Genomic DNA, 19,562 nt, shown 5'->3' with positions numbered 1-19,562 from the left:
CCTCGGCATCCAGTTCACTGAACGCCCTGACGGGCAGATCCTGCCCCACACCACCCGGATGGAACACCCGAGGTGATATTCCAATATCGACGGGCGAGGGTGGCCGTATGACGCATCCCGCACACTGGGGCACCGCCGTCCGTGGCGCATGCCGCACGCTGCTGATCGTGTTGCTGTCGCACGACAGCAACACGATCCTCCTCGAGCACCGGCGCGGTGAGCCGACCTGGTGGCCGCTGCGCGTCGACGTACCGTCACATCGCTCCTACGCGCGTGCCGCCCACCAGTGGCAGCGGCAGTGGGGCAGGCGCTCGGGCATACGCCGAGGCTCGGTGGCCGGGCGGCTGACAGCCGGGGCGGTCTCGGGACGCCATGACTACCACCTGGTCATCCTCAAGCTCTCCCGGGAGGAAGATCCGGAGCTCTTCTCGTCCCGCGGGAGGTGGTGGCCGATCGTGGACGTCCATTCCGCGGTTGTGTTCCCCAGGGAACTCGGCGTCCTGATGGCTGGCTACGTCGGGGGATGGATCCCGGACGGCCCCATCACTCTGGACGCCTGAGGTTGACGTGAACATACCTCCCGCGATCGGCTGCGCCCCAAGCGAACGCCTTCGTGGGCCTAACGAGCTCGTGCACGGTAAGCGGTGAGGCGTCGAGTCTGGATGGTCGATCACGGTCGGGTGGTGGGGAACTCGGCGCGTGCGGTGATCATCGGAAATCGGCGCATCACAGGTCTGACGGCCGGAGTGATTGCTGAACTCGTCAAGGAGATCGGCCCGTTGTGGCAGGAGTGTCACCAGGCGAGGCTTGCCGCTCGCCCGCGGCAGCGGGCCGTGGGCGCCGGTGCGAAACACCGGCTGGTGTTCGTCGATCGGCTCCTGGCCACGCTCGTCCATCTTCGTCATGGGGTCACCCATGACGTGCTTGCCTGCTGGTTCGGAGTGGACCGCTCCACTATCACCCGGACATCGGTGAGGTGCGGCTCCTGCTCGCCGAGCGGGGCTGCACCGTCAGCCCCGACGTGCGGTTGCGGTCTCTGGCCGAGGTCGTCGACCATCTCGGCGCGAGCAGGACAACTGGCATCGTCGACGGTACCGAGATCCGGGTCCGCCGCCCGGCCGCCGGACGCAAGGACCGGGCCAAGTTCATCTCCGGCAAGAACAAGCAGAACGCCGTCAAGTCCATGGTGGTCACGGACGGCGAAGGCCGGGTGCTGTGGTGCAGCCCGGCCCGTCCCGCAAGTTGCGCGGACGTCACCCACGCCCGCCAGTTGGGACTGGTCAAGCTCCTGTCCGACGGGCCCGCAGTCGAGGTTCTCGCCGATGCCGGCTACCAGGGACTGGGAGCCCAGACGGGGGGCCGGGTGGTGACACCACCGCACCGCAAGTTCAAAATGAACGCCCCCGAGTGGTACGAGGAGATGTACGAGCGCCAGCGCAAAGCGCACTCCTCACGACGTATCCGTGTTGAGCACGGCATCGCCCACCTGAAGAACTGACGGGCCCTGGCCCGCCACCTCGGCCGCCGCGAGCACATGAGCGACACCATCCAAGCGATCGCCGGCCTGCTGTCCCACCAGCAGACCGTGGACCTGAACCCGACACGGCAGACGTGAACCCAGGTCACACCGAAGTCCATAACGCCTCACCGCTTACCGTGCACGAGCTCGTTAGCGGAGAATTGTGGGTTCGCAGGCAAGGGGGTCACCTCAGTAAGCCCCGGAGCGGGCATTGTGCATGGACAGCACACGACGTATCTCTCATCGCATCCGGCGCAGTACGTTCAAGGCTCGAGTGGACCAACAGCGTACCTGTGACAGGTGCCCGACCCCTTGAGGCGATTACGCCTTGCGGAGACGAAAGCGAGGCCCATGAGTCCTCCTTGAGCGTCTCATCGTCGGACGTGTCTGCCTCGCCCCGCGCGAAGTCGACGGCCGGGACCTCGTCCGCGATGAGTGCCGCTCTCTCGGTGAGAGCCGTGGCCGTTGCACGGGAGGCGGAGGTCCAAGGGAGTGTTCGTGATGATGACCTCCTCGGGAGTGAGCCTGACCGGCTCGCCGTTCACCTCCAGCTGCGCCTCGCCGCTGCGCAGCGCCAGCGACAGCGCCACCGCGGCGGCCGCGGCCATCGCCCTCGCCATGTCCGGCACGCCATTGCCAAACCGTTTCTCCAGGGCTCGGAAGTTTGCCTTCGCGGTCGTGTCGACCAACGAGCCGCCCACCTCGCTCAGCGAGGCCAGCGAGCTGACGTTCAGCTCCTCTGTGATCTGGGCCCGGAGCTCGTCCGACAGCGCCGCGAACCCGCTCGCCGCCACCAGCGCCCGCGACAGTGCTTGACGGGACTTCACCCCGACTCCGCCCACATGGCACGGCCCAGCTCGACCAGCCGCCGGACCAGCACCATCTGTCCCGGCAGCGTCGGATTGATCAGTGCCGCGTCCGCCCCCGGCCACGTCGACAGATGCACCGTCTCCGGCGCCTCCAGCGTCACCGGGACCACCAAATCTCGCCTCACCTGCTCGGTGATGAACGGGGTCAGCGGGCCCATCAGGCGGATGATCGTCTCGATCACCTCGTGCAGTGTCCGCAGTGCCGCCTTGTCGCCCTGCCGGAATCGGTGCCGCGAGCGGCGCACGTACCAGTTCGACAGGTCGTCGGCGAATGCCGAGAGCAGCTTGTCGGCGCGCTGTGTGTCGTACGCCTCCATCGCCTCGGTGACCTGGGCCACCAGCGCGTTCAGCTAGCTCAGCGCCCAGCGGCACTGGACCGTGCGGTCGGCTGGCGCCGGGTCGGCCGTGCTCGGCGCCCAGCCCGACGTCCGTGCGTACAGGGCCTGGAAGGCGACCGTGTTCCAGTACGTCTGGAGCGTCTTGCGCGCGATCTCCCGGGTCGTGCCGTGGCCAACGTGCCGCGCCGCTCACGCCGAACCGCCCGCCGCCATGAACCAGCGCACCGTCCTGTTGCGCGGCTCCCAGCTCGATGACCCCGACCCCATCGACGTACTGTGCAGCGTGTTCCCCGGGTCCGACGGCAAGTACCTCAAGAGCATCCCCATGGCCGACGAGGTGTGGGAACGGATCCGCGGTCGGGCCGCCACGGCTGGGAAGACCCCGGAGGACTTCGTGAGTGAGGCTGTCGCGCGGGCTCTCGCCCGTGAACGCTCGGACCGCGCACAGCTGGACGGCTCGCTCGACGGACTGTTGCACGCGTACACCGCCGAGGAGGTCAGATCGACCGCCAGGCTGAGCAGCCCGCGAGCTGATGCGCCGTTCGCTGACAAACAGTGGCGGAATCAGCTCATGGCACCGGGCCAAGCAGTACCGGACGGGATCCCCGCGCAGTATCTCGACCAGTTCGCCACGTCCGCCCGCCAGGTGCGAACTTCACCCGCGCCCCATGTCGTCGACCAGACTTCTCAGCGGGAGTGCCAGGCATTCAGCGCGGCAAACCGCCCAGCATGGAACACCAAGGGGCCGATCTGTCCCGTCAGTGCGCCTGCAGTCACCTGGGCGATCACCAGGCTGTGGTCCCCGGCCGGGTGGATCTGTGAGATCTCGCAGTCTAGCCAGGCCAGTCCGTCCGCCGCGATGGGATGACCGGCGTAGCTCTGGGCCCAGTTCCGGCCGGAGAACCGGTTGACGGCGCGCGTGGAGAACGTCCGGCACAGCTCCGCGTGCTGGTCGCCGAGGATCGTCACGGCGAAGCGTCCCGAAGCGCGGATGGACGGCCACGTGGTCGAGGTGTGCGCGGTGCACAGTGCGACCAGCGGTGGGTCCAGTGACACGGAGGTGAAGGAGTTGACGGCAAGGCCCATGGGACCTTCCGGGGTCTGTGCCGTGATCAGTGCGACTCCCGTCGCGAACTGGCCCAGGATGTCTCTGAAAGAGCGCTGCTCCAGCATCTGTCCTTCCGCTCTGTTCTTCCGTCCGCGTGCGGATGCGACTGCTCTACGGCTCGCTGCGGGAGGGGAAGGCGAACTCGTCCCAGATCCTGGACGTGATCCGGTCCTCGTAACGGGGGCCGTCAGGCAGTGACGCACGTGTCTCAGCCAGTTTCGCGGCATTGTGATCCCGGGCCTGTTCCGTCGTCCAAGGACGGGCGCCCAGGGCGGTTGCCCACAGCGGAGTGATCGCGGCGCCGCGCAGAATCTTCGCTTCATAGGCCGATGTGCCCAGGTGCAGGCGTCGCATCCCGCTCTGGTAGGCGTGCTCGATGGGGGCGTAGTAGCCGAGCGTGAAGTACTCGGCGCCGTCGCGGAGCCGGTCGTAGTCGAACCCGACGGCTCTGCCGTAGATCGTGTCGCCGGCTTCGTAGGCCAGACAGAAGCCGACGGTCTCATCGCCGTCGACGCACTCGTAGAGGACCCCCGTGTTCCCGGTGGCCTCGTTCTGCACCTTGAGCAGATTGGTCATCGACTGCGGTGAGACGTCGAAACCATACCGGTTCTGGGTCTTGCTCAGCAGGTCTCCGGCGACGGAGAGCCGCTCGCCCAGCGGGCGGCGCCGTACGGTGTAGCCGGTCCGGTCGAAGCGCCGACGGTCCCGCATGATCTGCCGGCGTCGGCCGGTGGTCGCCAGATAGTCCTCGAACGACTGACCGTGCAGGTCGATGGCGCAGTCACCGCGCAGCACCCTGGGGACGGTCTGTGCCCAGGGGCGCAGCAGTTCCACGTCCTCGTCGGAGAAGTAGAGCCACCATGAGACCCCGTCGGCGTCCTGGTCGGCCATGGCCTGTACCTGGTCGACCAGCAGGCCTACGGCGGTGCCACGCTGCTCGGGGGACAGAACGTCATCATCCAGCAGGACGCGGCTCTGGTAGCCCCGCGTGCCGCCGACCAGCAGGACGGGGGTGTCGTCACTGACCGCACCGGGAAACATGGCGGCCACGTTGTAATGCTTGTTGGCCGGGCGGGGGGTCAGGAACGTGGGGAGAGCGGCGATCAGCCGGCCGCCGTCCGAGACGGTGATGAACCGGCAGCGTTGCTCGGGGTTCATCTTCTCCTGGAAGCGCAGCCACCCCGTCCCCATGTAGAAGGACTTGGGGGCCGCCAGCGCGTCCCAGGCTCGCGTGTCCAGGGAGTCCACGCTCTCGTACACATCAACGCGCATCGTCGTGCTTTCTCGCAGAGGGGCGGAACTCGGCCGCGTCGGCGCCGCGGCTGAGTTCTCCGGTGGGTAGGGGTCAGGAGACGAGCGGGCCGCTCAGGTCGTCCACCGTCGTGGCGAGGGTCGGCCGGATGAACGCCATGGCCCGCACGTCCGTGTGCCACCAGCCGAAAGGCGAGCTCTGCGAGTAGGTCATTCCTCCGAGCGCCCTGCTGATGTGCTGCAAGGTGTGCTCGGCCTGCTCGCTCACGGCCAGCTTGGCCACGCGCGCCATGCGCCCGAAGTCCTCGGAGGACGTATCGGCCTCCGTGGCGCGGAGCACACCCTCGAATGCCTGCTCCACCAGCCAGCCGGCGGCCTGCGCCCGGGCCCACTCCACCGACTCGAGGCTGGACCGGGTGCCTCCTCGCGCCCGTACGTGTTCCGTGGCCTCGGCCACGGCGGCCCGGACGATGCCGACGAACGGTGCGAGACGGGACCCGATCGTCGGGCTGGACGACATCCGGTTGATCAGCTCCTGGCGCCCGGGCCACGTCACACGCTGCACGGGGGCGTTGTCCAGCACGACTGCGTGGCTCCCCGAAGCCGTCATGCCGAGGCCGTCCCAGACGCGGCTGACGGTGACCCCGGGCAGCTTCTCCCGGTTCCGCAGGTCGAGAACGAACAGCTCCGGCCGGTCCTCTCCCTCCACAACCGCGTTGGTCAGCATGAACGACACATGGTCCCAGCCGCTTCCCGAGGATTTCGCCCCGGAGATCGACCACTTGCCGTCGGAGTCCTGCTTCGCGGTGCTGCGGATCACGCCGTCCCGCTCGGAGAGAAGGACGCCCCAGGCCCCGGCGCCGGACCCCAGGAGGCCGAGGTACTCCTGGCGTTGCCGCAGCCACGCCGCATCGACCTCCTCCTCACGGAAATCGGTGAGCCAGCCGGTGACGAACATCGCGACCGGCTCCATGGAAAGGATCAGCGCGAGCGAACTGTCGCCGGCGGCGAGGGAGCTGATGGCCTCGGCCACCGCCCGTGTCGACCGGGTGGTGGACGACCACAGTCCACCCATCGACTCCGGGACCAGCAGCTGATGGAAGCCGGTCTCGGCCACCGCGGCGAAGTCGTCGGCCGACAGCTCCCTGGCCCCGGACCGCTGACGGCGCTGAGAGGCGAGACGTTGCGCGAGGCTCTCGACGTGGTGGAGCACACCACTGACGGACAAACTCATAAGGCCTCCTCGGCCGGGGAATGGAAAAGGGGATGTCAGGCTGGATCGGGGCGCGATCGGTGAGCTATGCCAGGCACCAGTCGAGTACGGCCATCGCGCTCGCCAGCTTCATCTGTGCCTGGTCCCAGGCGATCGACCGTGGCCCGTCGAGCACGGAACTGGTGACCTCCTCGCCGCGGCGGGCCGGCAGGTCGTGCATGAACAGGGCGTCCGGCCACCGCGCCATCAAGTGCTCGTCGACCGTGAACGGCAGGAACGCCGTCCGCCAGTCGGGATCGCTCTTGGTGGTCCCGGTGGTCTGCCACTGGGTGGTGTAGACGACGTCAACACCACCGTCGATGTCGTCGACCCGGTGTACTTCGATGATCTCGCTCCCCGACGCCTCCCCGGTCTTCTGGGCGTGGGTGAGGACCGTGGGGTCGAGCCCGTACCCGGGAGGTGTCGCGATGGTCAGCGTGACCCCGGAAACCAGCGCCAGGCCGAGCGCCAGGGCCGCGGCCGTGTTGTTGCCCTCCCCGAGATAGGCGAGGTGCAGTCCTCGCAGGGAACCGAAACGGTGGGAGAGCATGGCGATGTCGCTGATGCCCTGGGTCGGGTGCTCCTCGCGCACCATCGCGTTGACGACGGGGATCGAGGCCGCGCGCGAGAGTTCGCGCAGATCGTCCTCACCGACGGAACTCCTGACCACCAGGGCGTCGAGCATGCCACCCAGGATCCGCCCGGTGTCCGACAGACGTTCGCCCGTGGCGAGTTGCAGATCGTTCGGCCCGAAGGCGATGACGGTGGCGCCCAGACGCACCGCGCCACTCGTGAACGCGGTCCGGGTGCGTGTCGAGGTGTGGGTGAACAGCGTTCCCACCACGCGGTCCCGCAGGGGCCGTTCCCGCGGGCGCCGGTCCTCGTACCACTCGCACGAGCGGCGGACAAGCGTCTGAAGATCCTCAGGGGCCAGGTCGTGCAGGGAGATGAGGCTGCGGGGAGCGCGCGGTGGGGCTTCCGCCTGCACGGACGTGGGGTGTGTCATCGCTTCACCTCCAGTTTCCTCGGTGTCCGGATCTGCCGCCACATGCTCACGCGACTGCCCCGTCTCGGTCACCCAGGAGGTCGACGACCGCTCCCAGGCCCGCTGCCTCGGCCTGTACGGCCACCTCCTGGCAGACGGCCACGTCGAGGATCGCCATGCCGAAGGGGTTGCTCACCACGAGGCCGTTCCGCGGGCGGATCGCCTCTTCCCGGCCGAGCAGCACGTCTCCGTACCGCCGTGCCAGGGCGCGGCCCTGGCCAGCCGCGGCCTCGGCGTCGGCCACCACGTCACCTGCCTGCATCACCGCCCCGAGGATGCGGCGCGGATTGTCGCGGACGAGGTCGATGTCGTCGACGTAGACCGCATCGGCCTCCAGGAACACGGCCGGCGTCACATCGTCGAGCGACACATGCGCGATGAACGTCCCGGGCGCGAACCAGTGGGGCGGAATGTACGGCTCGGAGGAGACCGTCAGCGTGACGACCACGTGGCTCGCCTTCACGCACGACTCGGCGTCCGTGTGCTCGGTGATCTTCAACTCCGGGCAGTCGGCGGTGAGATCGCCGGCGAGCGCGGTGGCCCGGGCGGGGTCGATGTCGAACAGGTGTATGTCCCGGACCGCGGGGAAGTACCGGGCGATCAGCCTCGCATGCATGGCCGCGAGGGTGCCGCACCCGATGATGCTCACAGCGTCGAAGCCGACGGGGCCGAGCGTGCGCAGACTGGACACCGTGTACGAGGCGGTGCGCAGCGCACTGATGTGACCGGCCTCGACCAGGGTGACCGGACGGGCCGTCTCGGGATCGAACAACACCGTGAAGCCGCCCGCGCGCTCGATGCCCAGGGCGGGATTGGTCACCGAGGCGTTGATCAGCTTGATGCCGTAGGCCCTGCCTTCACCGTGCTGCACGGATCCGAGCATCGCGACCGAGCGTGTGTAGGCGCCGGCTGAGTTCTCCCAGGCCATGTAGCCCTCGGCAGGCAGGTCGGACTGGCCCAGTGTGTGCGCGCGGACTGCGGACTCGACCACGTTCACGGGATCGATCTCGGCCAGGCAGCGCGTCACCGTGGCGCGGTCGAGGATCCTGATATGGTCTGGCTTCACTTTTCTCGCTCCCCTTGGCTGTGCGGGACGGGTTGTTGGGCGGCTACGGATCCCGGTTGGGCGAGGACCGCGTTCAGGAAGGTCAGCCGGTCGGCGATCTCGTCGTCCAGTTGGCGCTTGGTGGAACCCACGCCGTGCCCGGCGTGCTTCTCCACGCGCAGCAGCACCGGATGCCCGGAGGTGGACGAGTGCTGGAGGTGGGCCGCGAGCTTGGCGGGCTGGAAGGGGGTGACGCGGGGGTCGTTCAGCCCCATGGTGATGAGGACCGGCGGGTAGGCGGCCGCGGTCACCCGGTGGCAGACGTCGGAGACGAGCAGGGCGGCAAGGCCCTCCTCAGTCGTCACGGTTCCGTACTCGGGGATGTTGGGCGGGCCGTTCTCGTGCATTTCGAGCCGGAGCGTCGTGGTGACCGGGACGCGCAGCACCACGGCGGCGAAGCGGTCCGGCGAGCGGACCATCGCGCCCGCAGCGGTCAGCCCTCCGGCGCTGGTGCCTTCGGCGGCCAGTCGGTCGGTGGACGTCCAGCCGGCGTCGACCAGGTGACCGGCACAGTCGAGGAAGTCGGCGATGGTGCGTTCCTGCCCGGTGCCGTGCCCGGCCTGCGCCCACCGCTCGCCGCCCTCACCGCCTCCGCGTACGTGGCCCGTCGCCCAGATCCCGCCGCCCGCGACCCATTCGACCAGCGCCGGGTTGAAGGCCGCTCGCAGGGTGATGCCGAAGAATCCGTAGGCGTTCAGCAGTGCGGGCGAGGATCCGTCGAGCCGCTGGTCCACGCGGTGGACGACGGTCATGGGAACCTCGACACCGTCCGACGCGAGCACCGTCACCGTGCTCGTCGTGACGTCGTTCCGCTCCACGGGAGAGGGAGGCACCCAGCCGGTGTCCGCGCACTCCGCCGAGTCGGCGGCCACCCGCAGCAGGCGCAGCTGGTGCGTCCATGACGACAGCCCGATCAGGCATTCTCCGGTGACGGGGTCGGGCGCCCACTCGGTGACGCTGCCCAGGTGCGGCAGCCGTATGGTTGCTCGCTCTCCGGTGGACGGCCGCAGCCGGATGACGGCGGAGGACCCGCCGTCGAGGCAGCGGAGCATGACCGAGTCGCCCAGCACGCAGAAGTCCTCGATGACCGGTCCGTTCTCGAGGACGAGCGTGTGCCGGGCGTCGCCGGCCAGCGGGCCGACGACGATCCGGCCGCGGCCGTCGTCGCCGGGGACCAGGACGTATGCCTCGTCGTGCGCCACATGCCAGGCCATTGCGGCGTCGGACACCTTGCGCCACGCGTCCGTCGGTCCGTCGAGACGACGGGCGTAGACCGTGCCTGTGCGCTCGCAGCCGGAACGGATGCCCACCACGAGCCAGTGGCCGTCGCCGGAGAACGTCACGACCGGGGTGTCGTCCGGCGTGGAGGCGAGGGCGCCCACGTAGTTCAGCGGGTGCACGGCGACCTGGCCGGTGCCGGCGTCGATCTCGTACATCCCGGCAGCCACGTTCTGGTACTTGGCGAGGCCCGAGTCGGCGCCGAGGCGCTGGTAGACGAACCGGCGTGAGTCCGGGTGCCAGGAGATGCCCGGGTGCCGCAGCCGGGTCATCCGCGAGGTGGCGGCTCCTGGCAGGGACACCGGCAGCAGCGTTCCGTTCACGGCGTCGACGACGTACAGCGTCGAGAGTTCCGAACCGTTGGCCGACAGGCCGTACGCGACGAACCGGCCGTCGGGGGAGACGTTGTACCAGTCGATCGACACGTGGTGGGCCCCGTCCACCGTGTGATGTACGGCCGGATCGACCACGACCCGTTCCTCGCCGCCCGAGCGGGGCCGGGCGATGAGGCGATGGACCGGTGCGTCGACGTCGCGCCGGAGGAGGAACACATGGTCCCCGCCGTACTGCACGTTGACGACATGCGCGTCGGCGGCACTGAGGGAGGCACAGCGTTCCCTCAGTCCGCTGCGTCCTGGCCGTGTGTCCAGGAACTCCTCGCAGGAACGGGATTGCTCTTCGAGCCAGGATCCCAGTTCGGCCGTCTCCGTCTCCGTCCAGCGGTACGGGTCCTGGATCGACACCCCGTGGTGGACGTCGGTGACCGGGGACCTGCGCGCGGCCGACGGGAGCGCGCGGGGGCGCAGGTCGTGTGATTCAGTCATCGTCGCCTCCGGTCGTGAGACCCAGTCGCCTGCCGAGTGCGGTGACGAGCGCCGGAAGCCGGTCGGAGGACCACATGCTGTAGTGATCACCCGGCACGGTGTCCACGATGACGCTCAGTCCCGCCCGTTCCCACGACCGCTGCGGACCGTCGGTGCCCTCCGGCTGCTCGGCCGCCTGGATCAGCTGGACGGGGCCGTCGTAGGACGCGCTCCGGTAGCGGGCGATCGCCCGCAGGTTCGCGCCGTACAGCGCGCGGAGCCGCTGCCAGCTTGCCGTCGACAGTTCCTCCGGCAGCACGCCCCGCCGCTGGAGTTCACCCAGTACACCGGCATCGTCGCCGAGGTCGTGGCATGCTTCCGGCTGCCCGGTGAGGTCCCGGACGATCCCGGCCAGCACCTCACGGTCGGACAGCTCCGCGCCGACCGTCCGCGGATCGGGCAACTCCGCGTCGATCACCACCAGTCGGGCCACCTCGGCGCCCTGTTCCGTCAGCTGGCGGGCCATTTCGAAGGCGATGAGCCCGCCCATGGACCAGCCACCCAGGAGGTAGGGGCCGTCCGGGCGGACGGCCCGGACAGCCGCCACGTACCTGCGGGCCATGTCCTCGATCGTCGCCAGCGGTTGCTCGCCGGGCGCCAGGCCGACGGCCTCGATGCCGTAGAAGGGCCTGTCGTCCGGCAGCAGCCTGGCCAGTTCGGCATAGCACATGGTGGTTCCGCCCACCGGATGTACGCAGAAGAAGGCAGGCTCTGAGCCGGTTTCCCTGATCGCCACCACGGGGGAGCGGTCCGCCTGGGCCGCCCCGCCCGCCTCGATCAGCGCGGCGAGACCGCTGGGGGTCGCGTCGGCGAAGAACGACGACAGGGACACCTCGACGTCGAAGCGCCGCGCGACGGCCGTCGTCAGACGGATCGCCAGGAAGGAGTTGCCCCCGCACTGGAAGAAGTCGTCGTCAGCAGTGATGCCGGTCCGGTCCAGGACGGTGGCGAACAGGCCACCGATCTCGGCCTCCACGCCCTCCCGGAGCGGCCGGCCCTGCCGTGCGCCGACCGGCTGCGAGACCGGCTCGGTCGCGGTGAGCGCCTTGCGGTCGACCTTGCCGTTCGCTGTCAGCGGCAGCTCAGGCACGAGGTGGATCGCCGTGGGAACCATGTACGGCGGGAGCGTCGCGGCGAGGTTGCGGCGCAGCTCCTCCCCGTCGACCTCGCCGTGCGCCGGCACCACATGGGCGATCAGCGAGCTGCCTCCCGTACCCGCCGACCGGACGGTGGCGACGCCCTCACGGACCGCCGGCTCCCTGCCCAGGGCAGCGTCGATCTCGCCCAGCTCGATCCGGTGGCCGTTGACCTTCACCTGGAAATCGTCCCGGCCCAGGAACTCGATGTTGCCGTCCGGCAGGACGCGCCCCTGGTCACCGGTGAGGTAGAGCTGTTCGCCGGAGACCGGGTCGTGGACGAACCGCTCGGCGCTCCGTTCCCCGTCGCGCCAGTATCCGCGGGCCAGACCGATGCCGCCGATCGCGATCTCGCCGGTGGCCCACTGCGGTCGCGGCGCTCCGAGGTGGTCCAGTACGTACATGCGCTGGTTGGTCATCGCCTTGCCGTAGGGGATGCTCCTCCAGTGCGGGGGCACCTCGCCCACGCGGTACATCACCGACCAGATCGAGGCCTCGGTGGCGCCGCCCATGCTGATGACGTCGGTCGCCGGCCAGATTTGCCGGATCCGGTCCGGCAGCGTCACCGGAATCCAGTCCCCGCTCATCAGCACCGCTCGCAGCGGGAGAGCCGCGTCGTCCGGTGCCTGTTCGGCGTGGTCGACGAGGATCTCCGCCAGGGCCGGGACACTGTTCCACACGGTCACATCCTCGCTCCGCGCGGTCTGCGTCCAGCGTGCCGGATCACGGGACCAGCGCCGGTCGGGAAGGACCAGGGCGGCGCCCGCGGCGAGCACTCCGAAGATGTCGTAGACGGACAGGTCGAAGCTCAGGGACGACAGGCCCAGAACCCTGTCCTCGGGGCCCAGGCGGATCAGGTCGGAGACGTCACGCACGGTGTTTACGGCACCTTGGTGAGCCACTTCGACGCCCTTGGGCAGGCCCGTGGAGCCGGACGTATAGATAACGTACGCGGCGTCCTCGGGGGTCTGCCGTGGTTCGGCCGACGGGACGACCGCAGCGGCCCCGGTCAGGTCCACGAGCAGCCGTTCCCGGCCGTCCCAGATGTCCTCGCCGACATCGGCCCACGACTGGGTGAGGGCGGCCCTCGTCGTCGCCTGGGCCAGCAGGTGGCTGATGCGCTGCCCCGGCAGCTCCGCGTCGATCGGGAGGTAGGCGGCACCCGCCCGGAGGACACCGAGCACCGCCGCCACTTGCTCCCACCCCTTCCGGGCGACCACGGGTACCAGGTCACCGGGGCCGGCGCCGCGCTCGATCAGCCAGTTCGCGACGGATTCGGCGCGGCCGGCCAGCTCGCCGTAGGACATCCGCGTCGTGCCGTCGACGAGGGCGAGCCGATCGGGAGCTTCGGCGGCGCGGGAGAAGAACGGCGTGTGCAGCAGACCGCTCGCATCCAGTGTGAGCGAGGAACACACGGGCTCGATCCGCGTGCTGCGCGGCAGATGCGACGACGCGGCCACCGGCTCGCGCCACGAGCCCTCGTCGGCCAGCGTGTCCAGCAGCCGGGTGAACGCGGCGAACGCGGCCTCGACGAATCCCTCGGGGAAGGAGGCGTCGACGGTGTCCCAGTTCGCGACGAGTCCTCCGCCGTACTCGTACACCTGGTGATCCAGATACACCTGGGGTGTCTGCAGGCCGCTGTCGATGACCGAGGCCTCGAAGGGGAGATCGTCCAGGAACGCCGTGTCCACGTCGAGCACGCTCGCGAACACGACCGGGAACACGGCCCGCTGGGACCAGCCCTGCACCCGGGCCGCCTCGCGCGCCACCCGGACACCGTCGACGTCACCGTGCTGGAGGTCCTCCAGCAGCCGGGCCTGGACCGCGCGGCACCGGTCGGCGAAGGCCATCGCTCCCCGGCAGTCCACTTCCAGGGGCAGCGTGCTGCTGAGGTTGCCGACGACGCGCTCGGCACCCGAGACCTCCGGCAACCGCCAGGACGACAGTACGTTGAGTGTGAACCAGGGCGACTTGGCCCAGTGCGCCAGAACCTCGGAGAACGCGGTGAGCAGAGCGGCGCTGGGAGTCACCCCGGCCTGCGCGGCGTGCCGCTTGAACGCGGCCCACCGGGTGGGTGTCAAGCGTGCGACACGCCGGGTGAAGCGTCCCGCGCGGGCCGGTATCCGGCTGTTGACGGGAAGTTCCGGTGCTGGCGGCAAGGAGTGCAGCCGCTGCTTCCAGTAGTCCCAGGAAGTCCGGACGGACCCCACACGGCCGTCGAGCATCGCCGTGACGTAGTCGCGGTAGGTGAGAGCGCCCTGCTCTCGGGACGCGGCCCGGTCCCGGTACAACTCCAGCCAGTCGCTCAGCAGCGCATGCTCCGAGTAACCGTCCGCCGCGAGCAGGCCGACACTGATGTGCACACGGTGAACACCGCCGTCCAGCACGTGGACCACGATCTCCAGCTGCGGCGCACGATCGGGAGCAGGCCCTTCCGCGGACATCCGCCGCGACACCTTCTCGGTCGTCCCGGCGACGTCCTCGGCGCTCCGGCCGCGCAGGTCCTCGACGACGATGCCAGCCTTCGCGGCGGGCAGCACCTGCTGACGTCCGTCGGGGCCGATCACGAGACGCAGCGCGTCGTGCCGTTCGACGAGCCGTTGCAGTGCCTGCTCCGCACGGTTCAGGTCGAGACCGTTGCACTCCACCGCCAGATAGACATGGGCACGTACACCGCCGAGCTCGAACGCCTCGGTGCGCCCGACCCAGTACGCCTGCTGCAACGGCGTCAGTTCGAACGCCTCGTGCGCCTCGCCGGGGTTGGCCCGCAACGCGCCGGCCGGAGGTGGTCCGGGCACCGCCCGAGCCGCGGTCTCGACGAATCCGGCCAGCTGTCGCACCGTGGGGTGCTGGAACAGGTCGGCCAGCGAGATCATCACACCCAGCCTGCGCTGCACGGCGACGACGAGACGGGCCGCGAGAACGGAATGACCGCCGAGTTCCATGAAGGTGCGGTCCAGAGGAACCCTGGACAGGCCCAGGTTCTCCGACCAGAGCCGCGCGAGCACTGCCTCCAGCTCACTGCGGGGTGTGTCGTCCGTCTCGCCGCCCACCAGGTCCCGCTCGGTGACCGGAGGCAGGGCCTTGCGGTCCACCTTTCCGCTGGACCCGACGGGAAGCGCGTCGAGCGTCACGTAGGCGGCGGGCCGCATCTGCTCGGGGAGATGCTCGGCGACATGCCCGCGGAGCACCGCGGAGTCCACGGCACGACCGTCGCGGGGTGACACGTACGCGGCCAGCCTGGTATCTGTGACGTCGCCGGCGTGCGCGTACGCCACGACGACACAGTCGTGGACATCCCGGTGGCCCCGAACGACGCGCTCGATCTCGTCGACCTCGATCCGGTGGCCCCGGACCTTGACCGTCAGATCGATGCGGCCCAGGAAATCGAGCGAGCCGTCCGCACGCCAGCGCGCCTTGTCCCCGGTGCGGTACATCAGCGCCCCCGGAGACCCGGCGAACGGGTCCTCGACGAACTTCGCCGCCGTCAGGTCCGGCCGGCCCAGGTATCCGCGGCCCACACCGACCCCGCCGACGTAGAGCTCACCGGGCACGCCCACCGGGAGGACCTCACCTCCGTCGCCGAGAACGTAGACCGAGATGCCCGGGATCGGACGGCCGATCGGGACGATCGCGGGCAGCTCGGGTGACCACTTGCGGACGACGAGATGGCACTGGTCGTCACTGCACTCCGTGGACCCGTACGTGTTGAGGAGCGGCACGTCGGGACAAGTCTCGAACCAGAGCTGTACGAGGTCCTCGGGCAGGGCGTCACCGGTCGGCACCATCCAGCGCAAGTTTGGCAGCGGCGCCCGCTCGCCACCGGCGGGAGCCGGGAGCGCGGCGACCAAAGACCGGAGCATGGCCGGGACCAACTGGACCACGGTGACACGGAGACGGTTCAGGGCGTCGACGAGGCGTAGTGGATCCGCGACATGCTCGTCGTCGAGGACCTGGACATGCGCACCGCGCAGCAGCGGGGCCAGGCACTGCCAGACGACGATGTCGAAGCAGGGCGGTGCGCTCTGGGCCACGACATCGTCGCAGCCGATGGCCAGGTCGTGGAGCTTGGCCTCCATGTGGGTGACCATGCCCCGGTTCTCGACCATGGCGCCCTTGGGCTCCCCCGTCGATCCGGAGGTGAACATGAGGTACGCCAGGGAGTCCTGCGCACAGCAGGGGCCGTCGGCCCGTGCCTGCGGGGAGTCCGGCCCGCCGGCGCCCGCCGAGGTCACGTCGACGACCGCGGGCCCGCCGTCGAGGCGCCGCAGCACGTCGTCGAGGGCCTCCCTGTGGCGCTCCGCCGAGAGCACGGCCACGCAGCCGGCCTCCCGCACCACCCGCGCGTGGTGCTCGGTCGGCCGTGCGAGGTCGAGCAGGACGAAGGCCGCTCCCGCGCGAAGCACACCGAGCATCGCGGCGACGAAGTCGATGCCCCTGTCGAGCAGGATCGCCACCGTACGATCCCGGCCCGCGCCCACGGCCCGCACAGCCTCCGCGATCTCCACCGAACGCTGCTGTACCCGGGCATAGTCGACACTTCCCTGGCGGTCTGTCACCGCGGGCCTGAGCGGCGTGTTCGCCACCTGCTTGTCGAACAGACGGATGAAGCATTCCGATCTGGGCGCCGGGCCGCCGGCGCTCAACGTCCATAGCAGATCGTCGCGTTCGCCGTCGGACAGCAGCGGAAGGGACCCCGCGGCACGGCCGGGATTGGCGGCCGCGGCCGCGAGTGCCACCGTCAGTTCGGCGGCGATGCCGCGGGCGGTGGCCGGCCCGAGGGAGCCGGTCGTCAGCTCCACACGGCAGCGGATGCTGGACTCGTCGGCGAGGACGTCCAGAACCGCGGAGGAACCATTGCCACTCGGCGCGCCACGCGACGGGAGGTCCGCGGCGTTCCAGCGGAACTCCACCCGGAGCGCGTCCGACGGCTCACGGTCGTCCGCCGGCGCGAGCGCAGTTGCGGGCGGGGCGTCCTCCACGACCCGCACGATCTCCGCGAACGGGGCACTCGACGAGTACGGCACGTGCACGGCACGTACGGCGGCGTCGGTCTCCTCCCCACCGGACACCTCGTGCGTCTCCACGTCGGAAACGTCGAGATGGCGTGCGACGAGGCTCGCCCACACGGCGTGGAGGACGGCACCGGGCTGTGCGCCGAGGTGGCGCGCCGTCCGGTACAGCGCCGTCACCGTCGCTGGCGCCAGAGCGATGTGATGGTGGTCGCGATCGATGGAACTGGTCATGCGTTCTCCCCTGACATCGGTCGGCCGTCGGGCCGTTCTCCCGCCGCCGGCGACATCGCGCCCGCCCATGCGTCCGCCACGGCGGGCAACGCGCCAGGCAGCTCGGCGATCGACTTCAGTACTGAGGTCCGGCCGGGAGGCGTGTCCGCCGCCTCGGCCATACCGGTGAGCACCCGGACGCTCCGCGCCCCGCAGCGCGCGGCCGCGACCAGATCGCTTGTGCTGTCTCCGACGACCAGGAGCGAGGCGGGTTCCACTCCGAGACGACGCGCGGCCAGCACGAGCATGAAGGGGTCGGGCTTGCCGACCACGGAAGCCCTCGCGCCGGTGGACCGCTCCAGCGCGGCCACCAGAGCCCCGGCTCCTGGTGCCGTCTCGGTGTCCGAGGCCGGATAGGCGCTGTCCGCGTTGGTGGCGATGAACCGGGCTCCATGTCTGATGGCCGTGTGCGCGGCCCGCAGGCGGTCGTACGACAGCTGCTGGTCGAGTCCCACGACGACGGCGTCCGCCCGCGCGCCCGGCTCGGGTTCGACCAGCTCAAGGGCCGGGCAGGCGGCGCTCAGCTCAGCGACGATCGCCTCGGGCCCCAGCACCATGGCCGTCCTTGGCGCGTCGATGTGAGAGGCGACCGTGTGGGCGGCGGCGAAGCCCGACGTGATGACATCGTCCTCGGTCGCCGGGAAGCCCATCGAGGACAGCACATGGGCTCGCTGCGCCCGGGTCAGGGTGGCGTCGTTGGTCGCGAAGACCACCCGGTGTCCGTCGGCTCGCAGCCGTGCGACGGCCTCGACGGCTCCGTCGATCGGCGTCGACTCGTAGTACAGCGTGCCGTCCAGGTCCAGGACGCAGTCGGTCACCGAGCCTGCCTTCCCGCTGGACCGGCGGCAGACCCAGCCGGCTCGCCTTCCGTCGCCTCCAGGTGCCGGCGACGGGCCTGCAGTTCCTCGCTGTTGGCCAGCGCGAGGCGCACCACGGCGGGGCCCAGACGGCGCTGGATCGCCTCGGTCAGTTCCTCACGCCCGCCCTGGAAGCCTGGGTTCAGATGGTCGGCGGACGACCACTCCGGCTCCACTCCGACTGCCCGGAGCCGCTCGTCGACCTCGCCGTCCGACAGCTCGGGTTGGAATGTGGCGAGCAGGGCCGCCGCACTGGACACGAACTCGGCGTGTCGCGGATAGGCATAGGTGTGTTCCCAGCCCAGGCAGCCGAAGGCGATCCGTACGGTGCAGTCGGTGAAGCCGTTGGAGACACCCGGCGAGAGACACACCTTGGCGGTGCGCAAGAAATGCTTGGTCACATCCACGCTGTCGCTGATCTTCACGCCTTCCGGAGTGACCAGGCCGGCCATTCCTTCGCAGCTGACCAAGACGGAGTGAGAGGCTTTCGGATGGTGGGCCACCGTTAGCAGCGGCTGGTCCGGTTCGAAACCCAGTGCCGTTGCCACCTTCTCGTTGATATCGTCGATCAGCGTGGCCACCAGATCCGCCCGCGCCATGCATTCGGCGATGTTTCCCTGCAAATATTCTACCGGGGCCCTCAGTGCCGCAAGCGCCATTGCCTTGGCGATGTGCGGAACGGTTATCGAGGTGGCCATGGTGTAGTAGTTCATGCGGTCGACTATAAACTTTGGCCCGCACCCCCAGCCAATTCGCATATTGGCCAGTCCATAAGCCTTGGAGCCGCCGTTAATGGTGACCACCCGCTGGCTCATCTTCGGTAGACTCGCCAGATGGACAGAGCTGTTCCCGGCGAACTCGGTGCCGCGGAAGATGGCGTCCTCAAGGACGAGTAGATCACGCTCTTCGATGAATTCCGCTATATCGGCCAGCTCCTCCCTCCCGTAGACCGCCCCGGTGTAACTCGGGCTGAAAAGAATAATCCCCTTGGGCGTGCGGATCTCGCCGGTGTCGACGTGCCGGCGGTAGAACTCCTCCAGGTCGGCCCGGGTGAACTTGTAGTCGTTGGAGCGCTGCGTCTCCACCGTCTCCAGGTGCACGGAGCTGATGTCTGCCCACATGTTCACGGCCTGGTAGTAGCCCTGCGGCACCAGGAAGACGTCGCCGGCGTCACCCACGGCGTGAAAGAACGCCAGGAAGAGCCGAGTGTTTCCGCTGTCGATACAGAGGTTCTCGGCGGCGTCCTCCGGTATCCCAGCCTTCTTGAACGTAGCCTTCAGTTCTTCTTCGAACGCTGGAAAGGGCCGCAGGTACAGGTAGTTGTCGAGCGATGATTCCGCGGTGTCGAGCAAGGCCCGGACGCCCGCTGCCACAACGGAATGGTGTGGCCTGCGCACACCTTCTCCGTGAGCGAGCGAAATCACATCCGGATTCATCCAACCGCCGTTGCCCGAATCGTCGTCGGCGGCACTGATGGCGTCTCGGGCGCGCATGAAGGACTGGATGGCGCGGTGGGATCGGTCGTGTTTGGCGAGAAGGTGTTCATGAGCAGAGGTCGTCACTCGGACCGACTCCTTGTGAATTCAGTTCGGCACATAGTTCTCGGAACTGCCGCCGCGGTGACCCTACCGGTCCTGCGGTTTCCCGCTCAAGCCT

At 69.2% G+C, this 19,562-nt stretch carries 11 protein-coding genes and 2 pseudogenes; 3 read left to right on the top strand and 10 right to left on the bottom strand.

The genetic code is table 11. From position 1 onward, the window contains the following. Positions 1-107: 107 nt before the first annotated feature. The 3 genes and pseudogenes from I3F58_RS04030 (at position 108) to I3F58_RS04025 (ending at position 1,498) form a co-directional block, all read left to right on the top strand. A complete protein-coding gene (locus I3F58_RS04030) occupies positions 108-560 on the top strand; it encodes a hypothetical protein (RefSeq protein WP_240106773.1) in 453 nt (150 codons plus the stop codon). Positions 561-662: 102 nt separating this feature from the next. Further along, a pseudogene (locus I3F58_RS29735) lies at positions 663-914 on the top strand (transposase); the annotation flags it as partial. Between the two features lie 62 nt (positions 915-976). Then, positions 977-1,498, top strand: a complete 522-nt coding sequence (locus I3F58_RS04025) for a transposase family protein (RefSeq protein ID WP_240106772.1) — start codon at positions 977-979, stop codon at positions 1,496-1,498. Positions 1,499-1,840: 342 nt separating this feature from the next. Here I3F58_RS04025 and I3F58_RS04020 read toward each other — a convergent pair. The 10 genes and pseudogenes from I3F58_RS04020 to I3F58_RS03975 form a co-directional block, all read right to left on the bottom strand. Beyond that, a pseudogene (locus I3F58_RS04020) lies at positions 1,841-2,951 on the bottom strand (class I tRNA ligase family protein); the annotation flags it as partial. 462 nt (positions 2,952-3,413) lie between these two features. Next, on the bottom strand, positions 3,414-3,899 hold the full coding sequence (locus I3F58_RS04015) for a flavin reductase family protein (RefSeq protein ID WP_240106771.1): 486 nt from the start codon (positions 3,897-3,899) through the stop codon (positions 3,414-3,416). Positions 3,900-3,945: 46 nt separating this feature from the next. Continuing rightward, positions 3,946-5,106, bottom strand: a complete 1,161-nt coding sequence (locus tag I3F58_RS04010) for a GNAT family N-acetyltransferase (protein ID WP_240106770.1) — start codon at positions 5,104-5,106, stop codon at positions 3,946-3,948. Between the two features lie 73 nt (positions 5,107-5,179). After that, on the bottom strand, positions 5,180-6,319 hold the full coding sequence (locus I3F58_RS04005) for an acyl-CoA dehydrogenase family protein (protein ID WP_240106769.1): 1,140 nt from the start codon (positions 6,317-6,319) through the stop codon (positions 5,180-5,182). A 64-nt stretch (positions 6,320-6,383) separates the two neighbouring features. After that, the gene (locus tag I3F58_RS04000; protein WP_240106768.1) at positions 6,384-7,343 is read right to left on the bottom strand and encodes an ornithine carbamoyltransferase; all 960 of its coding nucleotides are present in this window, start codon (positions 7,341-7,343) and stop codon (positions 6,384-6,386) included. A 46-nt stretch (positions 7,344-7,389) separates the two neighbouring features. Next, a complete protein-coding gene (locus tag I3F58_RS03995; RefSeq protein ID WP_240106767.1) occupies positions 7,390-8,448 on the bottom strand; it encodes a hypothetical protein in 1,059 nt (352 codons plus the stop codon). Further along, the gene (locus tag I3F58_RS03990) at positions 8,445-10,589 is read right to left on the bottom strand and encodes a prolyl oligopeptidase family serine peptidase (RefSeq protein ID WP_240106766.1); all 2,145 of its coding nucleotides are present in this window, start codon (positions 10,587-10,589) and stop codon (positions 8,445-8,447) included. Before I3F58_RS03990 ends, I3F58_RS03995 begins: the two co-directional genes overlap by 4 nt. Beyond that, a complete protein-coding gene (locus I3F58_RS03985; RefSeq protein WP_240106765.1) occupies positions 10,582-17,010 on the bottom strand; it encodes an amino acid adenylation domain-containing protein in 6,429 nt (2,142 codons plus the stop codon). The genes I3F58_RS03990 and I3F58_RS03985 overlap by 8 nt, the downstream gene beginning before the upstream one ends. Next, positions 17,007-17,867 (bottom strand): HAD-IIA family hydrolase, encoded by an 861-nt coding sequence (locus I3F58_RS03980; protein ID WP_240106764.1) that lies wholly within the window; start codon positions 17,865-17,867, stop codon positions 17,007-17,009. Before I3F58_RS03980 ends, I3F58_RS03985 begins: the two co-directional genes overlap by 4 nt. After that, positions 17,864-19,468, bottom strand: a complete 1,605-nt coding sequence (locus I3F58_RS03975; protein ID WP_240106763.1) for a pyridoxal phosphate-dependent aminotransferase — start codon at positions 19,466-19,468, stop codon at positions 17,864-17,866. The genes I3F58_RS03980 and I3F58_RS03975 overlap by 4 nt, the downstream gene beginning before the upstream one ends. Positions 19,469-19,562: the final 94 nt, after the last annotated feature.

The sequence above is a fragment of the Streptomyces sp. MUM 203J genome (assembly GCF_022414595.1).
In the GTDB taxonomy this organism is placed as follows: domain Bacteria; phylum Actinomycetota; class Actinomycetes; order Streptomycetales; family Streptomycetaceae; genus Streptomyces.
The sequence above is the reverse complement of the archived record's forward strand: the minus strand, read 5'-3'. Positions and strand labels throughout refer to the sequence as shown.

Coding starts and splice junctions, on each gene's coding strand:
- I3F58_RS04030 (WP_240106773.1), top strand. CDS start 108: ATGACGCATCCCGCACACTGGGGCACCGCCGTCCGTGGCGCATGCCGC.
- I3F58_RS04015 (WP_240106771.1), bottom strand. CDS start 3,899: ATGCTGGAGCAGCGCTCTTTCAGAGACATCCTGGGCCAGTTCGCGACG.
- I3F58_RS04010 (WP_240106770.1), bottom strand. CDS start 5,106: ATGCGCGTTGATGTGTACGAGAGCGTGGACTCCCTGGACACGCGAGCC.
- I3F58_RS04005 (WP_240106769.1), bottom strand. CDS start 6,319: ATGAGTTTGTCCGTCAGTGGTGTGCTCCACCACGTCGAGAGCCTCGCG.
- I3F58_RS04000 (WP_240106768.1), bottom strand. CDS start 7,343: ATGACACACCCCACGTCCGTGCAGGCGGAAGCCCCACCGCGCGCTCCC.
- I3F58_RS03990 (WP_240106766.1), bottom strand. CDS start 10,589: ATGACTGAATCACACGACCTGCGCCCCCGCGCGCTCCCGTCGGCCGCG.
- I3F58_RS03985 (WP_240106765.1), bottom strand. CDS start 17,010: ATGACCAGTTCCATCGATCGCGACCACCATCACATCGCTCTGGCGCCA.